The sequence below is a fragment of the Pseudomonas sp. SC3(2021) genome (genome assembly GCF_019856535.1).
In the GTDB taxonomy this organism is placed as follows: Bacteria; Pseudomonadota; Gammaproteobacteria; order Pseudomonadales; family Pseudomonadaceae; genus Aquipseudomonas; species Aquipseudomonas monsensis.
In genome coordinates this window covers 696,955-717,990 of the sequence record NZ_CP082236.1, presented here as the reverse complement: position 1 = coordinate 717,990, position 21,036 = coordinate 696,955, and the positions used below count along the sequence as shown (strand labels likewise).

Here is a 21,036-nt window from a genome sequence, read left to right as displayed (position 1 = left end):
ACCCTCTCCCGGAGGGAGAGGGGACTGATTGGGGGATGCTTGAGAGGTGCGCCGATCTGAGAGTGCTTTGCCGAATCCATAAGCGACGCGGTCTTTCCGGTCGGTGCGTGACGTGCTACACCTCGGTCGGCTCCTTCTCCCGGAGGGAGAGGGGACTGATTGGGGGATGCTTGATAAGAACGCCGACCTGAGAGTGCTTTGCCTAATCCATAAGCGACGCGGTATTTCCGGTCGGTGAATGACGCTTTACACCGCGGTCGGCTCCCTCTCCTCTGGGAGAGGGCTGGGGTGAGGGGCCTCGGTCTCAAGTACCCCGCAAAACTTCAAGCCGAACGCACAGACACAAAAAAGCCCATGACACGTCATGGGCTTTTTGCATTACGGCTTCAGCGCTTACACGTAGAACGACTTCAACGGCGGGAAGCCATTGAACTCTACGGCGCTGTAACTGGTGGTGTACGCACCGGTCGACAGCCAGTACAGACGATCACCGATTGCCAGGTTCAGCGGCAGGCCGTATTTGTAGTTTTCGTACATGATGTCGGCGCTGTCGCAAGTTGGGCCGGCGATCACCACTTCCTCCATCTCGCCTTTCTTCTCGGTCCAGATCGGGAACTTGATCGCTTCGTCCATGGTTTCGATCAGGCCGGAGAACTTGCCCACATCGGTGTAGACCCAGCGCTCGACGGCAGTGCGCGACTTGCGTGCAACCAATACCACTTCGCTGACCAGGATGCCGGCGTTGGCGATCAGCGAACGGCCCGGTTCGAGAATGATTTCCGGCAGGTCATCACCGAAGTCTTCCTTCAGGAAGCGGATGATTTCTTCGGCGTAGGTTTCCAGGCTGTTGGTGCGGGTGATGTAGTTGGCCGGGAAGCCGCCGCCCATGTTGATCAGCTTCAGGTGGATGCCGTCTTCTTCTTTCAGACGCTCGAAGATCACTTTGACCTTGGCGATCGCTGCGTCCCAGACGCTGATGTCGCGTTGCTGCGAACCGACGTGGAACGAGATGCCATACGGCACCAGGCCGAGGTCGCGGGCGAGGATCAGCAGGTCCATGGCCATGTCGGTCTGGCAGCCGAATTTGCGCGACAGCGGCCAGTCAGCCGTGGTCGAGCCTTCGGTGAGGATGCGCACATAGACTTTCGAACCCGGTGCAGCCTTGGCGATGTTGCGCAGGTCGGCTTCGGAGTCGGTGGAGAACAGACGCACGCCCTTCTCGTAGAAGTAGCGGATGTCCTTGGATTTCTTGATGGTGTTGCCGTAGCTGATACGGTCCGGGCTGACGCCACGATCCATCACCTTGTCCAGCTCATAGATCGAGGCGATGTCGAAGCTCGAACCTTTGTCTTTGAGCAGGTCGATGATCTCGACGGCCGGGTTGGCCTTGACCGCGTAGTAGACCTTGGCGAATTCGAAACCGGCGCGCAGGTCATCGTAGGCCTGGGCGATCATCGCGGTGTCGATCACCACGAACGGGGTTTCCTGTTTGTCGGCGAACGCCTTCATTTTGTCGAATGTAGCGCGCGCGAAATAGTCTTCGACCTGGATCGACATGCTGGGAACTCCTACTGGCAAACTAAGTTAAACAATGGGTGCAAATGAACGTCCTCCGTATCCCCACTTTGGTTCGCCTACTTCCCAAGGCATGTCGCCGAAAGCAAAAAGGCCATGGGGCGTTGCCCTTGGCCTTGCTGTCTCGTCGTCAGTACTTGAGCCGGATGGATCGTTTCCAGCATGGACGTTCGGCGCGAACTTTAGGGCGTGAGGGGCGTGAGATCAACTAAAAATGTCGCGTTTTTGCACGCTTCTGACGTGCGTCGCGTTCATCACTCTTTGTAGCCGACCGAGATGACGGACAGATGTTCCCCGAGAATTTTCAAGTGTTAAAAATACCTGCACGTTCGCGGCTTTTGTCGGCTAAATCGTGGGTAAGTGTGATGGCGACAACATCGGCGACGTTGGCCGCGAGAGAGGGGTTTGAGAGGGATTTTGGCTGTTTCGAAGGTCGCCTTAGACAGACTATGGGCTTATTCGGTGTTGAGATTCTTTTCCGCCTGATAAGTGAAGAAAAAATCACCCGGATCCTGTGGGAGCGAGCTTGCTCGCGAAGGCATTTTCACAGTCGACATCGTTGTTGACTGATATTCCGCTTTCGCGAGCAAGCTCGCTCCCACAGGTTGTGTATTTTTTAGGCGACTACCGCTTCAGCAGGCGAGACGATATTGGTCTTCATCCCGCGCGAGCGACCCGAGCTCAGATAAGCCGCAATCGACTCCTGCGTGACCTCGCCAAGGAACACTCGCTCGGCATCCATCACCGGCAGCCACGAACGGTTGAACTCGTACATCCGCGACAACAGGATGCGCAAATGCTCGTCGTACGCCGCCGTGGCGTTGAACTCGCGCAGGAACTGCGCACAGGTGCCGGTCTGGCGGTGCAGATCGCGACGACGCACATAGCCCAGCGCCTTGTTCTCGGCACAGGTGACGACCACGTAGCGGCGGTCATGCTCGTCCATCAGTTCCAGGGCATCGGCCACCGGGGTTTCCGGGCTCACCGACGGTGCGTTGTCCGCCGCATCTTCTGCCTTCACCAACAACAGACGCTTGAGTGTGCTGTCCTGGCCGACGAAGTTGCTGACGAAATCGTCCGCCGGATGCGCGAGCAGGGTGTCGGGGTGATCAATCTGCAACAGTTTGCCGGCGCGGAAAATCGCGATCTTGTCGCCCAGCTTGATCGCTTCGTCGATGTCGTGGCTGACCATGATCACGGTCTTGTTCAGCGCCCGTTGCATCTCGAAGAACTCGTTCTGGATCATTTCGCGGTTGATCGGGTCGACCGCACCGAACGGCTCGTCCATCAGCAACAGCGGCGCATCCGCCGCTAATGCGCGGATCACGCCGATCCGTTGTTGCTGGCCGCCGGACAGTTCACGCGGATAACGATGCAGATACTGCTTGGGTTCGAGCTTGATCATGCTCATCAACTCGCGGGCGCGGTCGTGGCATTTCTGTTTGTCCCAGCCGAGCAGCTTCGGCACGACGACGATGTTCTCTTCGATGGTCATGTTCGGGAACAGGCCGATCTGCTGGATCACGTAACCGATGTTGCGACGCAGGGTCACTTCGTCGAGGTCGGTGGTGTCTTCGCCGTTGATCAGGATCTTGCCCGAGGTCGGTTTGATCAGGCGGTTGATCATCTTCAGCGTGGTGCTTTTGCCGCAACCCGATGGCCCGAGGAACACACAGATTTCGCCTTCATTGACGGTCAGGCTTACCGAGTCCACGGCTTTGACATCTTTGCCGTTGCTTTGGAAGGTCTTGCTGAGGTTTTGAAGTTCGATCATTTGAGGAGTCCTTTTGGAGTCAGCGTACGTTGCAGCCACTGCAGGAGAAGGTCGGCGAAGATCGCCAGAAGACTGACCAGCAGCGCGCCGACGATGAGCATCGACATGTCGCTGCGGCTGATAGAGGCGAGGATCAACACGCCGAGGCCACCGGCGCCGATGGTCGCGGCGATGGTCATCACGCCGATGTTCATCACCACGGCGGTGCGCACGCCGGCGAGGATCACCGGTACCGCAATCGGCAGCTCGACCATGCGCAGGCGCTGGCCGAAAGTCATGCCGATGCCGCGTGCGGCTTCACGGATGCCCGGTTCGACGCCGGTCAGGGCGAGGTAGGTGTTGCGCATGATCGGCAGCAGCGAATAGAGGAACACCGCAGTGATGGCCGGCATCGGCCCCAGACCCTGGCCGAACTTGGAGTAGAACGGCAGCAGCAGGCCGAACAGGGCAATCGACGGCACCGTCAACAGTACCGTGGCGCTGGCCTGCAAGGGACCGGCGAGGCTCGGGAAACGCGTCATCAGGATCCCCAGCGGCACGCCGATGAGGATCGCCAGCGTCACCGCGATGCCGACCAGAGTGATGTGCTGCCAGGTCAGGTGCATCACCTGCTGCCAGTCGAGGTGGGAAAAGGCGTTCAGAAATTCCATGACTTTTCCTCCTTAGTTGAGTGGATGCTGGCGCAGGAAATCGGCGGCGACTTTCGACGGGCTCTCGTGATCGACATCGACCCGCGCGTTGAGCTGGCGCATGGTTTCGTCGTCGAACAGCTCCGCCAGTGGCTTGAGTTGCTCGGCCAGTTGCGGGTGCGCGTCGAGATACGCCTGACGCACCACCGGAGCGGCGGTGTAGTCGGGGAAATAGTGCTTGTCGTCTTCCAGCAGTTTCAGGCCGAACGCGTTGAGGCGACCGTCAGTGGTGTAGACCAGACCGGCAAACACTTGCCCGTTACGCAATGCGGTGTAGACCAGCCCCGCGTCCATCTGGCGGATGTTCTTGCGGGTCAGGTTCATGCCGTAGAGCTTGACCATGCCGTCCAGACCGTCAGAGCGGTTGGCGAACTCGGTGTCCAGCGCCACCAGATGGTTGGTCTTGGCTTCAGCCTGCAACACCTCGTTCAACTGGCTGATGTTGTTGATCTGCGGGTACTCCTCGGCGACTTTTTTCGGCAGGGCGAGGGCGTAGGTGTTGCTGAATTTCGACGGGGTCAGCCAGACCAGGCCTTTTTTCGCGTCGAGTTCTTTCACCCGGGCGTAGGACTGTTCGCTGTCGAGTTTTTCGGTGACATGGTTGTAGGCCACCAGCGACACGCCGGTGTATTCCCAGAGCATGTCCAGTTGCCCGCTTTCGTGGGCGCTGCGGGCCAGGTTGCTGCCCAGGCCGCCGGTGATCTGCGCGTCGTAACCTTTGCTGCGCAGGTATTGCGCGGTGATTTCCGCGAGCAGGGTCTGTTCGGTGAAGACTCGTGCGCCGAGGCGGATAACCGGTTTTTCAGCGGCTTGGGCGACGCCTGCGAACAGCAGGATACAGCCCAGAATCAAGCTCAATCGTTTCATAGGTATTCCTTCACAAAGCCTTAAGACGGGCGCAAACCGCGTTCCAGCCAGAGTCGGCTGGCGAGGGTGACGACGCCATCGAGCAGCAGGGCCAGCAGCGCGGTGCACGCGGCGCCGAGCAGCAGTTGCGGCTGATTGTTCAGGGCGATGCCGGGGAAGATCAGGCTGCCGAGGCTGTTCGCACCGATCAGGAACGCCAATGGCGCGGTGCCGACGTTGATTGCCAGCGCGACACGCACACCACCGACGATGATCGGCACGGCGTTGGGCAATTCGACTTTCCACAGCACCTGGCGCGGGGTCATGCCGATGCCGACGGCGGCTTCTTTCAGCGAGCCCTGGACGTTTTTCAGGCCTTCGTAGGTGTTGCGCACGATCGGCAACAGGGAGGCGAGGAACAAAGCGAAGATCGCCGGACCACTGCCGATGCCGAGAATCCCCAGGGCAATCGCCAGTACGGCCAGCGGTGGCACGGTGTTACCGATATTGAAGATCTGCATGAAGCGTTCAGCGCGGCCGACCATGGTCGGGCGACTGAGGAAGATGCCGGCGGGGATGCCCACGACCAGGGCGGCCAGCATTGAAGCGAGGACGAGAATCAGATGAGCTTGCAGGTAAAACAACAAATCGTCGCGGTAGTGTTCGATCGTGTTGATGCCGATCCAGTGGACCAGCAGGGCCAGGAGCGCGATCACCACCGCACCTCCCATCAGCCCTTTGCCATAGCGGATAGCCACAGGCGGACTCCTTTTTTTGTAGTCGGCGAACGCTCTCCCGAGTGGCATGCCAAGCCTTGGCTGCCGGGAATAAACGTTCGCGAGAAGCAGCTCCCTCAGCACCGGCAAAAAGCGGTCTGAAAGCGAGCCATGAGCGCAGCCACGTCAGGCTAACTTGCTGATTTTTCAGCCCCTGACGAAATGTCGTAACAGGGGATGGACGTCTCCGTGCTTTAAAAGGTTCCCATCTGAGACAGCATTTGGCCACCCTTAATGTGCTCAACGGTTCGGTTATTGCATCGAGTTGGGCTATAATCGCGGCCCTTTTTTGAATCACCGCCAGGCGATTTCCCATGACCAACCAGGCCGCCGAAGTCGCGAAACGCCGCACTTTCGCCATTATTTCCCACCCCGATGCCGGTAAAACCACGATCACCGAAAAGCTCCTGTTGATGGGCAAGGCGATTGCGGTGGCCGGTACGGTGAAATCCCGTAAATCCGATCGCCATGCGACATCCGACTGGATGGAGATGGAGAAACAACGGGGTATTTCCATTACCACGTCGGTCATGCAGTTCCCGTATCGCGAACACATGATCAACCTGCTCGACACCCCGGGCCACGAAGACTTCTCCGAAGACACCTACCGCACCCTGACGGCGGTCGACTCGGCATTGATGGTTCTCGACGGCGGTAAAGGTGTAGAGCCACGGACCATCGCCCTGATGGACGTCTGCCGTCTGCGTGACACGCCGATCGTCAGCTTCATCAACAAACTCGACCGCGACATCCGCGACCCGATCGAACTGCTCGACGAAATCGAAGCCGTGCTGAAGATCAAGGCAGCGCCGATCACCTGGCCGATCGGTTGCTACCGCGACTTCAAGGGCGTGTACCACCTGGCCGACGACTACATCATTGTCTACACCGCCGGTCATGGTCACGAACGCACCGAAACCAAGATCATCGAGAAACTCGACTCCGATGAAGCGCGTGCGCACCTGGGCGATGAGTACGAGCGTTTCCTCGAACAACTGGAACTGGTGCAGGGCGCCTGCCACGAGTTCAACCAGCAGGAATTCCTCGACGGTCAACTGACCCCGGTGTTCTTCGGTACTGCACTGGGCAACTTTGGTGTCGACCACGTGCTCGATGCCGTCGTTGACTGGGCACCGCGTCCGCTGGCCCGTGTCGCCAACGAGCGCACCGTGGAGCCGGTGGAAGAGAAGTTCTCGGGCTTCATCTTCAAGATCCAGGCGAACATGGACCCGAAACACCGCGACCGCATCGCCTTCATGCGCATCTGCTCGGGCAAGTACGAAAAAGGCATGAAGATGCGCCACGTGCGTACCGGCAAGGACGTGCGCATCGGCGACGCCCTGACGTTCTTCTCCTCCGAGCGTGAACAGCTGGAAGAGGCGTACGCCGGCGACATCATCGGCCTGCACAACCACGGCACGATCCAGATCGGCGACACCTTCAGCGAAGGTGAAGTCCTCGGTTTCACCGGTATCCCGCACTTCGCCCCGGAACTGTTCCGCCGCGTGCGTCTGCGTGATCCGCTGAAGTCCAAGCAACTGCGTCAGGGCCTGCAACAGCTGGCCGAAGAGGGCGCAACGCAGGTGTTCTTCCCGGAACGCAGCAACGACATCATTCTTGGCGCCGTGGGTGTGCTGCAGTTCGATGTGGTCGCCAGTCGTTTGAAGGAGGAATACAAGGTTGAATGCTCTTATGAGCCGATCACTGTTTACTCCGCGCGCTGGATTGAATGCAGCGACAAGAAGAAGCTTGAGGAGTTTTCCAACAAGGCTGTGGAAAACCTGGCGTTGGATGGCGGTGGGCATCTGACCTACCTTGCGCCGACGCGGGTTAACCTGGCGTTGATGGAAGAGCGCTGGCCGGATGTGAAGTTCCGTGCGACGCGTGAGCATCACTAAGCGTTGAGCTGGTTTGTTCGAAAAGCCCCCTCGGTGTGTGCCTAGGGGGCTTTTTTTTGCTTGGTGGGTTTGGGTGTATATCCGTTTCTGCGGGTGTTGCTGATTACGGTTTCGCCCTTACGGCGACTCACTTTTTTTACAAACGCCTAAAAAAAGTAAGCAAAAAAACGCTTGCTCCTACGTGCGGCCCGCTCGCTGGGGCTCGGGGTTCCTTCGCTGCGGGATCGATCCGGGCGCAGCGCCTACGGTTTGCTTCGCTGCACCTCCTCTCGCTGTGTTTGGCTGCGCCAAACGGTCGCTGCGCTCCCACGCCCGGATCAATCCCTCCACTCAGCCTTCCGACGTCGCCCGTGGATCAAGATCAAAAGCAGGCGAGCTGACACTCGGCCTATTGAGTGGTGAAGAGCACGGGTATTCGGCTTTGGATTTGTGGTGGATTTACCCCTCATCGGAACGCCGCCCGCCCAGCCCTCTCCCGAGGGAGAGGGAGCCGATTTGTGGGCTTTTCAAAATCTGAGTTCGACTCGGTATCGCACGTCGGCGTAGCTCTCTCAAACACCGCGATCAGCCCCTCTCTCTGGGAGGATGAGAGGCCGATTTGTTTGCTTTTCAGAACCTGAGTTCGACTCGGTATCGCACGGCGGCGTAGCTCTCTCAAACACCGCGATCAGCCCCTCTCTCTGGGAGGGTGAGAGGCCGATTTGTTTGCTTTTCAGAACCTGAGTTCAACGCGGTATCGCACGTCGGCGTAGTTCGCCCAAACACCGCGGTCAGTCCCCTCTCCCTCCGGGAGAGGGTTAGGGTGAGGGGCTTTTGATCTTCGGCTCCGATTTTGTGATCACGATGTTCCGAACGCGACAAACGGCATGCTGATCGTTAGTGTTCCAGCTCCACGCAAGTCGCTTTGAGAGGTCAATGGAATGACGAGTCGACTGACTCACCTGCTGCGCCTCGGCAGTTATTTCGGTGTGATGGCCTGGGTGCTCGGTGCGCTGCTGTTCATCAATCGCCTGAGTAGCATGGTCAAGCTGTTCATGGCGTTGTACCTGCGTCAGGAGTTGGGGCTGGCGATTGAGACCGTGGGCTGGTTGCTGTCGGCGTATGGTGCGGGGTTGCTGGTCGGCTCGATGCTCGGTGGCTGGCTCAGTGATCATGTGCGTACGGCGCGGCTGACCGCGACGTTGTTCTTTGTTTCGGTGTGGGTGTTGATTCTGCTGGGGCTGGTGACGCAAGTGCCGTTGCTCGCGGCATTGCTGTTGCTCAGCGGAGCCATTGATGGCGCCATTCGCACGCTGCATCAGCGCCTGATCATGGAATATTGCGAAGTGGCGCAGCGTTCGCGTGCGCAGGCTTTGAGTCGCGTTGCGCGCAACCTCGGCATGGCCGCCGCGGGCGTGGCGGGAGGGGTGTTGGCGCAGACGGATTTTCGCTGGGTATTTTTTGGCAGTGCGGCGATGACGTTGCTGGCGTTACTGTGGTTTGTTCGCACCACGTGGCAGCGGCCGGTGCTGATCAATGACGAGCCATCCACGAGCGGTACAGGTGGGGCGGGTGGGCCGTTTCGTGACAAACCGTTCCTGTGGTTGCTGGCAGCGACGGCCGTGCTCGGCATCGCCTTCGACACGGTCTACAGCACGCTGGGTAACTATCTGCGCGATTACTACCAGTTGAGCACCGAGGCGATCGGCTGGCAGTTCGGGCTCAATGCGTTGCTGGTGATCGCGCTGCAGATTCCCCTGTCGCACTGCGGCGAGCGTTGGGGGACGCGGTGGCAAATGCTCGCAGGGAGTTTGTTGCTGGCCGTCGGTTTGGGCATGTTGCCGTTCGGTTCCGGGCTGGCGTTCGTCTGTCTGTCGACGCTGATCTGGACTTTGGGTGAAGCGTTGTTCATGCCGCCGCTGAATGTGCTGGTGATGCAGTTTGCCCAGAGTGGCAAAAGCGGTCAGTACTTTGGCCTGTTCTTTATGAGCTGGAGTGCCAGCGCGTTGTTGTCGCCGGTGCTCAGCGCTCAGTTGTACGGTCAGTTCGGCGGCCACAGTGTCTGGCTGAGCAGCACCGTGTTGGTACTGATGTCGATTCCCTTGACGTGGCAAGCGACCCGTCCGCTTAGCTGATCCCGCGATAGACGTTATTCGAAACCTGTCTGTCTGCGCAGGGCATTTCTGCCTGCCCGTCGACGTCCTATCTGGTGAACCCGATGGATCGGAACTAGATTTCACACAGCGCCAGTCAGGCACGCATGTCTCACCTGAAAAAGGATGGAGTCCGCTATGAAAAGCAGATTGCTACGGGTTTTATTGCTGTTGAAAGTGATGGTCATGTTGTCCCTCGGCACCGCGACGGCCTGGGCCGAGTGCGAGGATCACGATTCCCAGGCCTTTAACGGCCAGGTCGGGCACAGCGGCTTGATGCTCGCCAAGTCTGAATCCGAGCCGGGCGATCAGGGGCAGGGTGGCAGCGCCGATGATGACGACTCGACTACCGATGATCCGGACGACGAAGGCGACAGCCAGACGTAAACCGCAGGCAAAAGAAAACCCCTTCTGCCTCGACTGATGCGCAATCGAGACGGAAGGGGTTTGGTTAACAAGTCACCCTGTTTGAAATGCGATCCCTGTGGGAGCGAGCTTGCTCGCGAAAGCGGTGTATCAGGCGACATCTATGTTGAATGATCCAGCGCCTTCGCGAGCAAGCTCGCTCCCACAGTGTTTTGTATCGCTCTCCGGATTTGCTTATGCCGCGCCGTCGAGGAACTGCTCGGCGTAGTGGCAAGCCACCTGCCGGCTATCGAGTTGGCGCAACGCCGGCTCTTCCGTGCTGCAGCGCTCGGTCGCATACGGGCAGCGTTTGTGGAAAGCGCAGCCAGCGGGCGGGTTCAGCGGGTTGGGCAGTTCGCCGACGATCTTGATTTTCGGCTTGTTCGGGTCCGGGTGAATGGTCGGGGTCGCCGACAGCAGTGCCTGGGTGTAAGGGTGCAGCGGGCGCTCGTAGATGTCGTTTTTCGGGCCCAGTTCCACCGGGCGACCGAGGTACATCACCATCACGTCATCGGCCACGTGTTGCACCACCGCCAGGTTGTGCGAAATGAACACGTAAGCCGTGTTGAACTCCTGCTGCAGATCCATGAACAGGTTGAGCACCTGCGCCTGAATCGACACGTCCAGCGCCGAGGTCGGTTCGTCCGCCACCAGCACTTTCGGTTGCAGCATCATCGCCCGGGCCAGCGCAATGCGCTGGCGCTGACCGCCGGAGAACATGTGCGGATAGCGCTGATAGTGCTCGGGACGCAAGCCCACCTGCTTCATCATCGCCTGGACTTTCTCGCGACGTTCGGTCGCCGACAGGTTGGTGTTGATCAACAAAGGTTCAGCCAGCTGATCACCGATTTTCTGCCGTGGGTTCAACGATGCGTACGGGCTCTGGAACACCATCTGCACGTCTTTGCGCAGCTGTTTGCGCTGGGCCTTGTCGGCACCGGCGACTTCCTGGCCGGCGATTTTCAAGGAACCGGACGACGGCTCTTCAATCAGCGTCAGGGCGCGGGCGAGGGTGGATTTGCCGCAGCCCGACTCGCCGACCACGGCGAGGGTCTTGCCGGCCTCCAGCTCGAACGACACGCCGTTCAGTGCGCGCACGGTCGCATGGCCCTTGAACAGGCCACGGGAGACTTCGTAATGACGGGTCAGGTCGCGGGCGGTAAGTACGACGGCCATTACGCCACCTCCTGGTTCAGCGGGTAGAAGCAGCGGGCGAGGCTGTTGGCTTTCGGGTCAAGGCTCGGACGCTGCGCACGGCAGCTGTCTTGCACGTACGGGCAGCGCGGCGACAGCAGGCAACCCTGCGGACGGTCGTAGCGGCCTGGAACGATGCCCGGCAGGGTCGACAGGCGCGAGGCGCCGAGGCTGTGCTCGGGAATCGCCTTGAGCAGCGCTTCGCTGTAGGGGTGCGCCGGGATGTCGAACAGTTGGGGCACCTGACCGACTTCAACGGCTTGCCCCGCGTACATCACGCACACGCGTTGGGCGGTTTCGGCCACGACCGCGAGGTCGTGGGTGATCAGCACCAGGCCCATGTTCTGTTCTTTCTGCAACGCCAGCAGCAGGTCCATGATCTGCGCCTGAATCGTCACGTCCAAAGCAGTGGTCGGTTCGTCGGCGATCAGCAGTTTCGGCTCACCGGCAATCGCCATGGCAATCGCCACACGCTGGCTCATACCGCCGGACAGTTGGTGCGGGTAGGCGTCCATGCGGCTGGCGGCGCCCGGGATTTCAACTTTTTCCAGCAGCTCGATGGCGCGTTTGCGCGCTTGCTTGCCGGACATCTTCAGGTGCAGGCGCAGCACTTCTTCGATCTGGAAACCGACGGTGTAGCTCGGGTTGAGCGCGGTCATCGGGTCCTGGAACACCATCGACAGGTCTTTGCCGACGATTTGCCGACGCTGACGATTGCTCAGCTTGAGCATGTCCTTGCCGTCAAAGCTGAGCGAGTCGGCGGTGACGATGCCGGGATGCTCGATCAGGCCCATCAGCGCCATCATGGTCACGGATTTACCCGAGCCCGATTCGCCAACGATGGCCAGTACTTCGCCCTTGTCGACTTTCAGGTCGAGGCCGTCGACAACGGGCGTCGCGGTCTTGTCGCCGAAGCGAACGTTGAGATTCTTGATTTCTAGCAGTGACATGGGAATCTCCTCAGGCGGCGTTCTTGAGTTTCGGGTCCAGCGCATCGCGCAGGCCGTCGCCCATCAAGTTGATTGCCAGCACGCTGAGCAAAATGGTCAAACCAGGCAGGCTCACCACCCACCAAGCGCGTTCGATGTAGTCGCGGGCCGAGGCCAGCATGGTGCCCCACTCAGGGGTTGGCGGTTGTACGCCAAGGCCGAGGAAGCCCAGCGCCGCCGCGTCGAGAATCGCCGAAGAGAAGCTCAGGGTCGCTTGAACGATCAGCGGTGCCATGCAGTTGGGCAGCACGGTGATGAACATCAGGCGTGGCAGGCCGGCACCGGCCAGGCGCGCAGCGGTCACGTAGTCGCGGTTCAGTTCGCCCATCACCGCAGCACGGGTCAGACGCACGTAGGACGGCAGCGATACCACAGCAATGGCGATCACGGTGTTGATCAGGCCTGGGCCGAGGATGGCGACGATCGCCACCGCCAGCAGCAGCGACGGCAGGGCCAGCATGATGTCCATCAGACGCATGATGGTCGGGCCGATCATCTTCGGGAAGAAACCGGCGAACAGACCCAGCAGAATCCCCGGGATCAGCGACATCACCACCGACGACAGGCCGATCAGCAGCGACAGGCGCGAACCCTGGATCAGACGCGACAGCAGGTCACGGCCCAGTTCATCGGTGCCGAGCAGGAACTGCAACTGCCCGCCTTCCAGCCATGCCGGCGGCGTCAGCAGGAAGTCACGGTATTGCTCGCTCGGGTTATGCGGCGCGACCCATGGCGCGAAGATCGCGCAGAAGATGATCAGCAGCATGAACAGCAGGCCGGCCACCGCGCCCTTGTTCTTGGAGAAGGCTTGCCAGAATTCTTTGTACGGAGACGGGTACAGCAGGCTTTGATCCGCGTTTGGGGCGGAAGTGGCTACTGAGGATGTTGGAGTGCTCATGGTATGGACCTCAGCGCTGATGACGGATGCGTGGGTTGGCAAAGCCGTAGAGGATGTCCACTACGAAGTTGACCAGAATCACCAGGCAGGCGATTAACAGGATGCCGTTTTGCACAACCGGGTAGTCCCGGGCGCCGATGGCTTCGATCAGCCATTTACCGATACCGGGCCAGGAGAAGATGGTTTCGGTCAGGACCGCACCGGCCAGCAGGGTGCCGACTTGCAGACCGACCACGGTGAGTACCGGAATCAGCGCGTTACGCAGACCGTGCACGAACACCACGCGCGACGGCGACAGGCCTTTGGCCTTGGCGGTGCGGATGTAGTCCTCACGCAGCACTTCGAGCATCGACGAACGGGTCATCCGCGCGATCACGGCCAGCGGAATGGTGCCGAGCACGATGGCCGGCAGGATCAGGTGATGCAGGGCGTCGAGAAACGCACCCATGTCATCGGCCAGCAGCGTGTCGATCAGCATGAAACCGGTGCGCGGCTCGATGTCATAGAGCAGGTCGATCCGCCCGGACACCGGGGTCCAGCCCAGGCTCACCGAGAAGAACATGATCAGGATCAGGCCCCACCAGAAGATCGGCATCGAGTACCCCGCCAGGGAGATACCCATCACCCCATGGTCGAACAGGGATCCTCGCTTGAGGGCCGCAATCACCCCGGCCAACAGGCCCAGGATGCCGGCGAACAGCAGGGCGGCCATGGACAGTTCCAGGGTCGCCGGGAAAAGGGAGGTGAACTCGGTCCATACGCTCTCACGGGTGCGCAGGGATTCGCCGAGATCGCCGTGGGCCAGTTTGCCGATGTAGTCCAGGTACTGGGCATACAGTGGCTTGTTCAGACCTAGGCGTTCCATTGCCTGAGCGTGCATTTCGGGGTCGACCCGACGTTCGCCCATCATCACTTCCACGGGGTCGCCCGGAATCATGCGAATCAACGCGAAAGTCAGCAAGGTGATGCCGAAAAACGTGGGGATCAACAACCCCAGTCGGCGGGCAATAAAACTAAACATCGTGTGTGGTACCTCATCAGCCGGTTAGGCGTGCCCGGCTTCCCTGGGGTCAGGGAGGCCGGGAGTTTCTTATCTACTTCACCTGGGTAGTGGCGAAGTTATTAGTGGTGAGAGGGCTGATGTGATAACCCTCTACGTTGTTGCGCATTGCGGTAAACATCCGGGTGTGGGCCATGCTGATCCATGGCTGGTCCTGATTAAACAGGACCTGGGCTTGCTCGTAGAGTTTCGCACGTTCGGCCGGATCTACTTTAGCCCGTGCTTCGTCCAGCAGCGCCTGGAATTTCTCATTGCACCAGCGCGCGTAGTTCTCGCCGTTCTTGGCCGCTTCACAACTGAGCATAGGCGTCAGGAAGTTGTCCGGGTCGCCGTTGTCGCCCGCCCATCCGGCCGACACCATATCGTGTTCGCCGGCCTTGGCACGCTTGAGCATTTCGCCCCATTCCATCACGCGGATGTCGATCTTGATCCCGACTTTCGCCAGGTCAGCCTGCATCATCTGTGCGCCGAGCATCGGATTGGGGTTGGTCGGACCGCCGCCGTTACGGGTAAACAGGGTAAACACCGTACCTTCCGGAACCCCGGCTTCCTTGAGCAGGGCGCGGGCCTTGTCCAGATCGCGAGGCGGGTTCTTCAGGTCGTGGTTATAACCCAGCAGGGTCGGCGGGTACGGGTTGACCGCAACCGAGGCGTTGCCTTTGCCGAACAGGGCGTTGACGTAGGCTTCCTTGTCGAAGGCGATGTCGATGGCCTTACGCACGCGCACGTCGTTCATGTATTTGTGCTGGGTGTTCATGGCGATGTACGAGACGGTCATCGCGTCCAGCTCGTCGACTTTCAGGTTGCTGTCTTTCTTGATGCTCGGGATGTCATCCGGTTTCGGATACAGGGCGATCTGGCACTCGTTGGCCTTGAGCTTCTGCAGGCGCACGTTGTTGTCGGTGGCGATCGCCAGGATCAACGCGTCGGCCGGTGGCTTGCCACGGAAGTAGTCCGGGTTGGCCTTGAAGCGCACCTGCGCATCCTTGGCATAACGCTGGAAGATGAACGGGCCGGTGCCGACAGGCTTGTTGTTGAGGTCGCCGGTCTTGTTGGCCTTGAGCAACTGGTCGGCGTATTCGGCCGGGTAGATCGAGGAGAACGCCATGGCGATGTCGGCCAGGAACGGCGCTTCGCGGCGGGTCAGGTTGAACTTGACCGTGTTGTCGTCGACTTTTTCTACGCTTTTGAGCAGTTCTTTGAAGCCCATGCTTTCAAAGTACGGGAAGCCCACGCTCGACAGTTTGTGCCACGGGTGATTCGGGTCCAGCTGACGCTGGAAGCTCCAGACCACGTCGTCGGCGTTCATGTCGCGGGTCGGCTTGAAGTATTCGGTGGTGTGAAACTTGACGCCTTTGCGCAGGTGGAACGTGTAGGTCAGGCCGTCTTCACTGATGTCCCAGGATTCGGCGAGCGCCGGAATCACCTCGGTGGTGCCGGGCTTGAAGTCCGCCAGACGGTTGAAGATGGTTTCGGCCACCGCATCGGCAGTGACTGCAGTTGTGTACTGGACCATGTCGAAGCCTTCCGGACTGGCTTCGGTGCAGACCACCAAGGGTTTGGCCGAGACGCCGATGGCGGCGCTCAACAACGCGGCAGCGACGGCCGCACGTAGGGGAAGCATTTTCATCGATAACCCTCTGCAATCGGTTGAAGACAAAAACCGAACGGCCGACTCATCATGAGTCAGCCGTCGGTTGGCGGTTTTTACAGGATGTTGAACGGAATGGTGGTCACGAGACGGAACTCGTTGATGCTGCCGTCAGCCTGGTTTTCGCTGGCGCGGTGGGTGGTGTAGGTCGCGCGGATAGTCGTGGCCTTGAGCGGGCCGCTTTGCACGGCGTAAGAAGAACCGATGCCGTATTCGTAGTGGTGCTCGCCGTCCATGTTGCGGACATCGTAAGCAGTGCCGACGTAGTGAGTACCGTCGATGCCCCAGCCGCGAGCGCTGTAGGCGTTGAACTTCAGGCCCGGAATGCCGTATTCGGCCATGTTGATGCCGTAGGCGATCTGGAAGGATTTCTCGTTCGGTCCGTTGAAGTCGGACAGCAGGGAGTTGGCCAGGTAGATACCGTTGGTTTCGTGCAGGTAGTCGAAGTACTCGTTACCGTTCACTTCCTGATACGAGAAGGTCAGGGTGTGCGCCTGGTGAGTCAGACCGAACGACAGCGAGTAGGTGTCGTTGTCGATCTCGCCCATCAGCTTTTTGCCTTCGTCGACGGTCTTGTAGTAGTTCAGGCCGGTGGTCAGGCTCAGTACCGAGCTGTCGCCCAGTTCGTGAGTGGCGCCGAAGTAGTACTGGTTCCAGAAGTCTTCAGCCTGGGTCGCGTAGAGGCTGGTTTTCAGGCTCTTGAGCGGCTGGTAGTTCACGCCGGCGGTGTTGACGTGATCGGTTTCAACGCCGGTGTTGCTGTATTCGGTACGGAATTTCGACAGGCTCTGTTCGGTACGTGGCGACACGCGGTCGAAGGTGGCGAGGTCGAACGACAGGTTGTCGAATTCTTCACTGTGGATCGCCACACCTTCGAAGCTCGAAGGCAATGGACGGTTGCCGATGACGTCGACGATCGGGCTGCTGAAGTTCATGCGGCCGGCGGTCAGGGTGGTGTTGGAGATCCGTGCCTTGACGTTGGCCAGGCCCAGTTTGCTCCACTGGTCAACCGCATCGCCGTTGGAGTGGGCGAGGGTACGGTTGGAACCGCCCTTGATGTCTTCGCGACTGCGATCCAGCGCGATGGCGTTGTAGGCCGCGACTTCGGTGCTGAAACCCACGGTGCCCTGGGTGAAGCCCGAGGTGTAGTTCAGGATGGTGCCCTGAACCCAGTTGATCCGGCGCGAACCGTTCAGGGTTTCGCCGTGACGCTCATACTTGAAGGTGCCGCCGCGCTTTTTTTCTTCGTTGGCGTACCAGTTGCGGGTCGAACCCGACAGGCTCTGGCCATCGATAAAACCTTTGGCTTCGGACTGGGCGTTGGTGCTGGCCAGTTGCGTCGGCATGAAGTCCTGGCTGACTGTTTCAGCGTGGGCTCCGGCGGTGATGCTGCTAATGGCCAGAGCCAGTATCGCGGTGCTGCTCAGTTTCATGGGTGAAGCTCCTTTACTTTCTTTTTATGCCGGCTTTTTTGGGTTGGCCGGTTATTGGTTTAGAACTCATTTACACACCGCAAACGTTTGCAAAAGGCCGGATTGGCGAATTTCGGCAAAGCGCTTGCGAGAGGGGGATAGACGGTCCCCCTCAGCGTTGCGGCTATTCGGCTGGGTTAATCGATACTGACGCCTGAAAACACATTGCGACCGAAGGGGCTGACCTTGAAGCCTTCAACCCTGGCGCTTAACGGCTGGTTGACCGTCGAGTGGGCGACAGGCGTGATCGGCACTTGCTGCTTGAGCAATTGCTGTGCCTGTTTGTAGAGCGTGGTGCGCTGGTCGCGGTCGGTGACGACTTTGGCCTGTTTGATCAGCTTGTCGTACGCCGGATCGCACCACATGGAGTAGTTGTTGCCGCCAATGGCGTCGCAGCTGTACAGCGTGCCGAGCCAGTTGTCCGGGTCACCATTGTCACCGGTCCAGCCGATCAGGCTGATGTCGTGCTCGCCGTTCTTGGTGCGCTTGATGTATTCGCCCCATTCGTAGCTGACGATCTTCACCTTCAGACCGATTTTCGCCCAGTCCGCCTGGAGCATTTCGGCCATCAATTTGGCGTTGGGGTTGTACGGACGCTGCACCGGCATCGCCCACAGGGTGATCTCGGTGCCTTCTTTCACGCCGGCAGCCTTGAGCAGCTCTTTGGCTTTTTCCGGGTTGTAGGCGGCGTCCTTGATTGTATCGTCGTAGGACCACTGGGTCGGCGGCATGGCGTTGACGGCCAGTTGGCCGGCGCCTTGGTAAACGGCGTTGAGAATCCCTTGTTTATTCACCGCCATGTCCAGCGCCTGGCGCACTTCGAGCTGGTCGAAAGGCTTGTGGCGCACGTTGTAGGCGATGTAGCCGAGGTTGAAACCCGGCTTGGAGATCAGTTGCAGTTTCGGATCGTTCTTCAGCGCATCGACATCGGCCGGACGCGGATGCAGGGTGATCTGGCACTCGTTGGCCTTGAGTTTCTGCACACGGACCGAAGCATCGGTGTTGATCGCGAAGATCAGGTTGTCGAGTTTGACCCGGCTCGGGTCCCAGTAATGTTTATTACCGGTGTAACGAATGTTCGAGTCTTTCTGATAACTCTTGAACACGAACGGCCCGGTGCCGACCGGCTTCTGATTGATGTCGCTCGGCTTGCCTTCTGCCAGCAGTTTGTCGGCGTATTCGGCGGACAGGATGGCCGCGAAGCTCATGGCGATGTTCTGGATGAACGCGGCGTCGACGCTGTTGAGCGTGAACTCCACGGTCAGTGGCCCGGTCTTTTCGACCTTGGCGATATTCTTGTTCAGGCTCATCCCGTTGAAATACGGAAACTCGGTCGGATAAGCCTTACGGAAGGGCTGTTGCGGATCGAGCATGCGGTTAAACGTGAACAGCACGTCGTCGGCGTTGAAATCGCGGGTCGGTTTGAAATAAGGCGTGGTATGAAATTTCACACCTTCACGTAGGTGAAAGGTGTACTTGAGACCATCCTCGGAAATATCCCACTTGGTTGCCAGGCCTGGGACGACATTGGTTGCGCCTTTTTCGAATTCCACCAGACGGTTATACAGCGGCTCGGCGGCGTCGTTGTCCGTCGCCGTCGTGTATTGCGCGGTATCAAAACCAGCGGGACTGCCTTCGGAACAGAACACCAGGCTGTTGCTGGCGGCGTAACTGGCGGACGTGGCGGCCAACAGGCCGGCGCCCAGCAATGCGGAAAAAACCAAGGTATGGCGCATATGACGCTCCCTCTTTTTTAGTGTTGTGCAATGCGCCGCAGTCTCATCCGGAGACGGTGTGGTCGCATTGAGCTCAATCCAGTGCGTACGGCAAGCCGGTGGCCCACGCAGAAACTGGTCGGATCCCGACGGTAGGGGCCGTGGGTCTGGCAGTAAATGCGTAATTGCCTGAATACTCGTAGGAAAAGGCGACACGTCCTATACCGATGCAGTCATCCGCAGCGGATTTGGATGTAGGCAAATTCCTAACTTCCCGGCAGGAAAAACAACGGCGACGTTAAAAACGTCGCCGTCGCCGTGCCTTATTTGCTGACGCTGACGCCGTAGAAGGAGTTCAGGCCGAATGGGCTGATCTTGAAATCCTGCACGTTGGCGCGCATGGGTTGGTACACCGTCGAGTGAGCGATAGGTGTCATAGGGACTGCATCTTTGAGGACGTGTTGCGCCTCTTTGTACAGTTCGGTGCGCTTGGCCTGGTCGGTCGTGCGCTTGGCTTCCTTGACGAGGCCGTCGAACTTCTTGTCGCACCACTTGGAGAAGTTGTTGCCGCTGAGCGAGTCGCAGCCGAACAGCACGTTCAGCCAGTTGTCCGGGTCACCGTTGTCACCGCTCCAGCCAATGATCATGGCCTGGTTCTCGCCACCTTTGGAGCGCTTGATGTACTCGCCCCACTCGTAGCTGGTGATCTTCACGTTCAGGCCGATCTTCTTCCAGTCGGACTGGAGCATTTCAGCCATCAGCTTGGCGTTCGGGTTGTACGGACGCTGCACCGGCATCGCCCACAGCACGATCTCGGTACCTTCCTTGACGCCGGCTTCCTTGAGCAGCTGTTTGGCTTTCTCAGGGTCGTACTTGGCGTCCTTGATGGTGGTGTCGTAAGACCACTGGGTCGGCGGCATGGCGTTGACGGCCAACTGGCCGGCGCCCTGGTAAACCGAGTCGATGATCTGTGGCTTGTTCACGGCCATGTCCAGCGCCTGGCGCACGCGCAGGTCAGCCAGCGGGTTCGGTTCGTTGCTGCCTTTGACCTTGTCCATCACGTTGTAGGCGATGTAGCCCAGGTTGAAACCGGCCTGGTCAGGCATCTTCAGGGTCTTGTCGGCCTTGAGGGCCGCGAGATCCGCTGGACGCGGGAACAGGGTGATCTGGCACTCGTTCTTTTTCAGCTTCTGGATACGTACCGACGGGTCGGTGGTGATGGCGAAGATCAGGTTGTCGATCTTCACGTCGTCAGGCTTCCAGTAGTCCTTGTTGCCGGTGTAGCGGATGTTGGAGTCTTTCTGGTAGCTCTTGAACACGAACGGGCCGGTGCCGACCGGTTTCTGGTTGATGTCGGCTGCCTTGCCTTCTTTCAACAGCTGCGCTGCGTATTCAGCGGACTGAACCGAGGCGAAGCTCATGGCCATGTTCTGGATGAACGCGGCATCGACTTCTTTCAACGTGAACTTGACGGTGTGGTCGTCGACTTTATCGATCTTGGTGATGTTGGTGTCCATCCCCATGTCGGTGAAGTACGGGAATTCGGTCGGGTACGCCTTACGGAACGGGTCATCCTTGTTAATCATGCGATTGAAGGTGAACAGCACGTCGTCGGCGTTGAACTCACGAGTCGGCTTGAAATACGGGGTGGTGTGGAACTTGACGCCTTCACGCAGGTGGAAGGTGTAAGTCAGGCCATCTTCGGAAATGTCCCACTTGGTCGCCAGACCAGGAATCACGGCGGTGCCGCCGCGCTCGAACTGGGTCAGGCGGTTGAACATGGTTTCGGCTGAGGCGTCGAAGTCGGTTCCGGTGGTGTATTGGCCTGGGTCGAATCCAGCCGGGCTCCCTTCGGAGCAGAACACCAGGTTAGTCGCAGCGGATGCGAAAGGTGCGGAGGCTAACAAGCCTGCGCCGACTAAAAACGGAATGACCGCGTGTTTAAGCATGTTGGCCTCATGA

General features: G+C 59.3%; 16 protein-coding genes. 3 read left to right on the top strand and 13 right to left on the bottom strand.

Going from position 1 to position 21,036, the window contains the following annotated elements; genetic code table 11:
* Positions 1-393: 393 nt before the first annotated feature.
* From K5Y35_RS03350 to K5Y35_RS03330, 5 genes are all read right to left on the bottom strand, one after another.
* Entirely contained in the window at positions 394-1,557 is a 1,164-nt protein-coding gene (locus tag K5Y35_RS03350) for a type III PLP-dependent enzyme (RefSeq protein WP_016771733.1), read from the bottom strand.
* A gap of 634 nt (positions 1,558-2,191) precedes the next feature.
* On the bottom strand, positions 2,192-3,349 hold the full coding sequence (locus K5Y35_RS03345; RefSeq protein ID WP_047291222.1) for a betaine/proline/choline family ABC transporter ATP-binding protein: 1,158 nt from the start codon (positions 3,347-3,349) through the stop codon (positions 2,192-2,194).
* Positions 3,346-3,999, bottom strand: coding sequence for an ABC transporter permease (locus tag K5Y35_RS03340; protein WP_007965673.1), 654 nt, complete (start codon positions 3,997-3,999; stop codon positions 3,346-3,348). Before K5Y35_RS03340 ends, K5Y35_RS03345 begins: the two co-directional genes overlap by 4 nt.
* A 12-nt stretch (positions 4,000-4,011) precedes the next feature.
* Entirely contained in the window at positions 4,012-4,905 is an 894-nt protein-coding gene (locus tag K5Y35_RS03335; protein ID WP_123464585.1) for a glycine betaine ABC transporter substrate-binding protein, read from the bottom strand.
* Positions 4,906-4,925: 20 nt separating this feature from the next.
* Positions 4,926-5,615 (bottom strand): ABC transporter permease, encoded by a 690-nt coding sequence (locus K5Y35_RS03330; protein WP_172667905.1) that lies wholly within the window; start codon positions 5,613-5,615, stop codon positions 4,926-4,928.
* 359 nt (positions 5,616-5,974) lie between these two features.
* On the opposite strand from K5Y35_RS03330, the gene K5Y35_RS03325 reads away from it, so the two are divergent.
* From K5Y35_RS03325 to K5Y35_RS03315, 3 genes are all read left to right on the top strand, one after another.
* Complete coding sequence (locus K5Y35_RS03325) at positions 5,975-7,558, top strand: peptide chain release factor 3 (protein ID WP_007965665.1); 1,584 nt, start codon at positions 5,975-5,977, stop codon at positions 7,556-7,558.
* A 920-nt stretch (positions 7,559-8,478) separates the two neighbouring features.
* The gene (locus K5Y35_RS03320) at positions 8,479-9,672 is read left to right on the top strand and encodes an MFS transporter (RefSeq protein WP_128615076.1); all 1,194 of its coding nucleotides are present in this window, start codon (positions 8,479-8,481) and stop codon (positions 9,670-9,672) included.
* Between the two features lie 156 nt (positions 9,673-9,828).
* Positions 9,829-10,077: a hypothetical protein gene (locus tag K5Y35_RS03315; protein ID WP_123464589.1), complete on the top strand. Its 249-nt coding sequence runs from the start codon at positions 9,829-9,831 to the stop codon at positions 10,075-10,077.
* A 213-nt stretch (positions 10,078-10,290) separates the two neighbouring features.
* Here the strand turns inward: K5Y35_RS03315 and K5Y35_RS03310 are convergent, their stop codons facing one another.
* The 8 genes from K5Y35_RS03310 to K5Y35_RS03275 all read right to left on the bottom strand — a co-directional run bounded on the left by K5Y35_RS03310 (position 10,291) and on the right by K5Y35_RS03275 (position 21,023).
* The gene (locus K5Y35_RS03310) at positions 10,291-11,271 is read right to left on the bottom strand and encodes a peptide ABC transporter ATP-binding protein (RefSeq protein WP_025109499.1); all 981 of its coding nucleotides are present in this window, start codon (positions 11,269-11,271) and stop codon (positions 10,291-10,293) included.
* Positions 11,271-12,239 carry an ABC transporter ATP-binding protein gene (locus K5Y35_RS03305; protein WP_186748607.1) on the bottom strand — a complete coding sequence of 323 codons (969 nt, stop codon included), beginning with the start codon at positions 12,237-12,239 and terminating at the stop codon, positions 11,271-11,273. The genes K5Y35_RS03310 and K5Y35_RS03305 overlap by 1 nt, the downstream gene beginning before the upstream one ends.
* Before the next feature lie 10 nt (positions 12,240-12,249).
* Entirely contained in the window at positions 12,250-13,176 is a 927-nt protein-coding gene (locus K5Y35_RS03300; RefSeq protein WP_123464594.1) for an ABC transporter permease subunit, read from the bottom strand.
* A gap of 10 nt (positions 13,177-13,186) precedes the next feature.
* Positions 13,187-14,197, bottom strand: a complete 1,011-nt coding sequence (locus K5Y35_RS03295; protein ID WP_007953665.1) for an ABC transporter permease subunit — start codon at positions 14,195-14,197, stop codon at positions 13,187-13,189.
* A gap of 73 nt (positions 14,198-14,270) precedes the next feature.
* Positions 14,271-15,866, bottom strand: a complete 1,596-nt coding sequence (locus K5Y35_RS03290; RefSeq protein ID WP_222833665.1) for an ABC transporter substrate-binding protein — start codon at positions 15,864-15,866, stop codon at positions 14,271-14,273.
* Between the two features lie 77 nt (positions 15,867-15,943).
* A complete protein-coding gene (locus tag K5Y35_RS03285; RefSeq protein WP_123464598.1) occupies positions 15,944-17,320 on the bottom strand; it encodes an OprD family porin in 1,377 nt (458 codons plus the stop codon).
* 176 nt (positions 17,321-17,496) lie between these two features.
* Entirely contained in the window at positions 17,497-19,095 is a 1,599-nt protein-coding gene (locus tag K5Y35_RS03280; RefSeq protein WP_123464600.1) for an ABC transporter substrate-binding protein, read from the bottom strand.
* Between the two features lie 302 nt (positions 19,096-19,397).
* Positions 19,398-21,023: an ABC transporter substrate-binding protein gene (locus tag K5Y35_RS03275; RefSeq protein WP_222833664.1), complete on the bottom strand. Its 1,626-nt coding sequence runs from the start codon at positions 21,021-21,023 to the stop codon at positions 19,398-19,400.
* Positions 21,024-21,036: the final 13 nt, after the last annotated feature.

Excerpts from the sequence above, each read along its gene's own strand:
- K5Y35_RS03325 (WP_007965665.1), top strand. The coding sequence starts at position 5,975 with ATGACCAACCAGGCCGCCGAAGTCGCGAAACGCCGCACTTTCGCCATT.
- K5Y35_RS03275 (WP_222833664.1), bottom strand. The coding sequence starts at position 21,023 with ATGCTTAAACACGCGGTCATTCCGTTTTTAGTCGGCGCAGGCTTGTTA.
- K5Y35_RS03310 (WP_025109499.1), bottom strand. The coding sequence starts at position 11,271 with ATGGCCGTCGTACTTACCGCCCGCGACCTGACCCGTCATTACGAAGTC.
- K5Y35_RS03295 (WP_007953665.1), bottom strand. The coding sequence starts at position 14,197 with ATGTTTAGTTTTATTGCCCGCCGACTGGGGTTGTTGATCCCCACGTTT.
- K5Y35_RS03320 (WP_128615076.1), top strand. The coding sequence starts at position 8,479 with ATGACGAGTCGACTGACTCACCTGCTGCGCCTCGGCAGTTATTTCGGT.
- K5Y35_RS03285 (WP_123464598.1), bottom strand. The coding sequence starts at position 17,320 with ATGAAACTGAGCAGCACCGCGATACTGGCTCTGGCCATTAGCAGCATC.
- K5Y35_RS03340 (WP_007965673.1), bottom strand. The coding sequence starts at position 3,999 with ATGGAATTTCTGAACGCCTTTTCCCACCTCGACTGGCAGCAGGTGATG.
- K5Y35_RS03280 (WP_123464600.1), bottom strand. The coding sequence starts at position 19,095 with ATGCGCCATACCTTGGTTTTTTCCGCATTGCTGGGCGCCGGCCTGTTG.
- K5Y35_RS03330 (WP_172667905.1), bottom strand. The coding sequence starts at position 5,615 with ATGGGAGGTGCGGTGGTGATCGCGCTCCTGGCCCTGCTGGTCCACTGG.
- K5Y35_RS03315 (WP_123464589.1), top strand. The coding sequence starts at position 9,829 with ATGAAAAGCAGATTGCTACGGGTTTTATTGCTGTTGAAAGTGATGGTC.
- K5Y35_RS03350 (WP_016771733.1), bottom strand. The coding sequence starts at position 1,557 with ATGTCGATCCAGGTCGAAGACTATTTCGCGCGCGCTACATTCGACAAA.
- K5Y35_RS03290 (WP_222833665.1), bottom strand. The coding sequence starts at position 15,866 with ATGAAAATGCTTCCCCTACGTGCGGCCGTCGCTGCCGCGTTGTTGAGC.
- K5Y35_RS03335 (WP_123464585.1), bottom strand. The coding sequence starts at position 4,905 with ATGAAACGATTGAGCTTGATTCTGGGCTGTATCCTGCTGTTCGCAGGC.
- K5Y35_RS03305 (WP_186748607.1), bottom strand. The coding sequence starts at position 12,239 with ATGTCACTGCTAGAAATCAAGAATCTCAACGTTCGCTTCGGCGACAAG.
- K5Y35_RS03300 (WP_123464594.1), bottom strand. The coding sequence starts at position 13,176 with ATGAGCACTCCAACATCCTCAGTAGCCACTTCCGCCCCAAACGCGGAT.
- K5Y35_RS03345 (WP_047291222.1), bottom strand. The coding sequence starts at position 3,349 with ATGATCGAACTTCAAAACCTCAGCAAGACCTTCCAAAGCAACGGCAAA.